General features: G+C 28.0%; 3 protein-coding genes and 1 pseudogene. All 4 read right to left on the reverse strand.

The genetic code is table 4. The features are described 5' to 3' along the window. A pseudogene (locus UDIV_RS01115) lies at positions 1-472 on the reverse strand (GTPase ObgE); the annotation flags it as partial. A 2-nt stretch (positions 473-474) separates the two neighbouring features. Next, positions 475-1,278 carry a hypothetical protein gene (locus UDIV_RS01120; protein WP_231428073.1) on the reverse strand — a complete coding sequence of 268 codons (804 nt, stop codon included), beginning with the start codon at positions 1,276-1,278 and terminating at the stop codon, positions 475-477. Between the two features lie 10 nt (positions 1,279-1,288). Continuing rightward, entirely contained in the window at positions 1,289-2,209 is a 921-nt protein-coding gene (gene fmt, locus UDIV_RS01125; RefSeq protein ID WP_038102114.1) for a methionyl-tRNA formyltransferase, read from the reverse strand. Between the two features lie 56 nt (positions 2,210-2,265). After that, positions 2,266-3,006 carry a DUF5385 family protein gene (locus UDIV_RS01130; RefSeq protein ID WP_051749380.1) on the reverse strand — a complete coding sequence of 247 codons (741 nt, stop codon included), beginning with the start codon at positions 3,004-3,006 and terminating at the stop codon, positions 2,266-2,268. Positions 3,007-3,370 lie beyond the last annotated feature (364 nt).

The following is a 3,370-nucleotide window of genomic DNA, read 5'->3' on the forward strand; positions in this document are numbered from 1 at the left end:
TTTTTAATTCTAGATTAACAACAATTTCTTCTCCTAATTCCCCTCGTTCATATAAATTAGGTGCTTTATTAAAAGCTGATTTAAAATGGGTATTACCAAATCCACCCATTCCCCCAGAAGCTATTAAATAAGTTTGTTTATCAACAGATACATCAGCAATTATTTCATTTGTTTTAGCATCATAAACAACTGTTCCAAGGGGAAGTTTAACATAAACATGTTCTGCATTTGCTCCATGTTGGTTTTTAATATTACCTTTAGTTCCATGATCAGCTTTGATGATTTTTTTAAACTTAATTGATTCTAAAGAAGTTTCGTTGTGATCACCAACAAAAAAGATTGAACCACCATTCCCACCATTACCCCCAGCAGGTCCACCTTCAGGAACATGGGTTTCACGACGTCATGAAACAATTCCATCTCCACCATTTCCTGCTTTAAGCGTAATCGTACACTTATCAACAAATGCCATAGTTACTTCTTCTTTCCTTCTTTTTCTAGTTTATATTTTGTTTTTGGATTAGATTTTCTTTTTAGTTCAAGTTGGCTTTTAGCGGCTTGTTGGTAATATTGTTCTGAATCTTTATATTCATTATATAAATCAATTGTATAATCAGCAAAGTGTTTTGAACGTGCCATTAAAGAGTTAGTAATCTTAACCATAATAATGATTGGAATAATAAAAGCAATCACAATGATTACAAAACGAACTAAATAACCCCATACTTCACTTGGTACAAAACCAGAGATGATTAAAATAAACATCCCAAACCAACAAGAAACAATTGGAGTTAGTATATCTCATCTTAGTTTAGGAACTTTTAAAACAAGAATAACAGCTACTAAAACAGATGCGAACAAGCATACAAACATACTTACTCAAACAGGATATGAACTAAGTGGACCAACTCCAAATTCCTGGTTATTAGTATGTTTAAAGTTTTCACTAAATTCAATTATCTTCTGAAAATCAACCGAGCTTGTTTGTGCTTTTAAAGTTGTAAAATCTAATGGTTTTCACTTATAAAAATTAGTAGCAAAAGTAACTGTTTGATCACTATTAATACTAAATCCAGATCCATATCATTTAGCATTTGATCCAACAATCCCATTTAAACCTAGTGCATTAATTTCACCCAATAAGATGAAAATAATAAGCATTGGTGTAAACACAAAAAAAGCTGTATATAAAAACTTAACTAAAAGTGAAGAACGAAAACGAGAATTAATACGGAACGGATTATTAAAACTATTTTTCTTTGAAGCACTAAATTCCATACTATCCCCTTTATGAAGTAAAAATATTATTACCGTTTAAGATTTGGTTTGGTTGAGCTGGATTTTTGTTTGGTAGTTGAATTAATAATAATTCAACATTAAAATCAACTGTTGCTACATATAGTTTTTTATCTTTAATAAAAACAGTTCCAGGAGTTTGAGTTGATTTATTTGTTGTAATAGCTATTTTATGAATCTTAATTAAGTTGTTTTTATAATCCATTAAAGCCATTGGTTTATCAAACATCCCATTTACAAATCTTAAAACCATTAAAGCACTTTGATTAAAATTAATAATCGTTTGTTCTTTTGTAATGTTATATGCAAATGTAACTAACTCTTCATCTTGAACATCCCCAACTAAATTTTCATCTAATAAATCAAAAAGATGATCTTCTATCATATCAGCTCCTAATTCAGCTAATTGAAGAGTTAAATCTTTAGTAGTGGTTTGATCATTAATAGGAATTGATCGTTGAAATAAAATATTCCCTGCATCCATTTTTTTAATGGTATGCATTAAAGTTATTCCTGTTTCTTTTTCATTATTAATGATTGCATAATGAATTGGTGCTCCCCCACGTAATTTAGGAAGTAATGATGCATGTACATTAACAATTTTATATTTAGGGATATTTATAATACTTTGGGGAATAAATTGACCATAAGCACAAGTAATAATTAAATCAGGAGCAAGTTCATTTAATTCATTAAAAATAGTACTAATCTTAGCTGGTTGAAAAATAGGGATATGATGATCTAAACAAAATTGTTTAACAGCACCATTTAAAATTTCACCTTTTCTGTTTTTCATACTATCAGGTTGAGCAACAACAGCTAATAGATCGATGTTTTTAATACTAAATAATCGTTGTAGCACTATTTTTGCAATTTGAGGTGTTCCAAAGAAAATAATTTTTGGTTTATTCATTTTACTTTTTACTCCTTATTAATACAAAATAACCCAGACTAATCTGAGTTGTTATTTTAGTTTGTTTGATTTTGTGCTTTATTTAGTTTAGCTTGTTTTCGTTCAATTGCTTTTTGTTGTCGTTTCTTATCAGCTTCTAGTTTCTTAGCATAAGCTTGATCATCTTTATCTTTAATCACTTTGATTCAACGCATTTCATGATCATAATCAAGTGGTTTAATAATATCGATTTCTCGACGGTTTTCTTTTTTGTTGATTTTAACTAATTTAACTTCACACTCAAATGCACGTGGTTCATCAACAACCTTTGTTTTAGCATTTCTTGTTGTAAATAAAACAACATATAATTCTTTTGGTTTAGCTCTTTTTTCTTTTTTGATTCTTAACATCTCTTGTTTATAAGCATTAGGATCAGTTGTTTTAAGAGCTTTGATTCTTTCAATTTCTTCTTTATATTCTTGTTTTTGAAGTTTAGTCATTTGTGAAGTATTATGTGGTTCAGGACGTTTGACTACATATGAATCAATTACTTCTTTCCCCTTATCATCAATTTGGTGTAAATACTTCTTAATTGTTGTTCATACTTCATTAGTATCACTTTTGTTTTGATTATTCCCAGTTGATGGTCCATCCCCATTTTGACGACGTTTTTTTCGAACAATAAAAACAATGATTAAAATAATGGGAATGATAATAATCAAGATTGTTAAAAAGTTAGAATTACTTCCACCTTTTGCTGCAGCATTTGTTGCTGCTTGGTGTAATGTTGAACTAATATCTGCTAATCAATTAGCCATATTATTGCCTCACTATCTTGATTTCTATCTTTTAATTATAACTTATTCAATATATAAAATAACTAACGGATTCTTATAATACTAAGTGTTTAAATTAACTAATTACTTTTATATAGATTTCTGTTTAAGATTTATCAACAATTTAGTTAACTTGTTAATTTAGTTTATTAATACTAATTCTAATAAAAACGATACTTATTTCAACTAAATTGTTGATTAGTTTAATCTACTTATTAGCTTTTAGTTTATTTATAACTATTTTGTTAACTAAACTTGGTACTAATTAAAGTTTGATTTGTTAAAATTTAAAAATATAATAATTGTACATAAACAAATAAAAAAGAAAGGTAAGAGATGAAAAAAT

Origin of the sequence: Ureaplasma diversum NCTC 246, from assembly GCF_000731915.1 — a bacterium.
Taxonomy (GTDB): Bacteria; Bacillota_I; Bacilli_A; order Mycoplasmatales; family Mycoplasmoidaceae; genus Ureaplasma; species Ureaplasma diversum.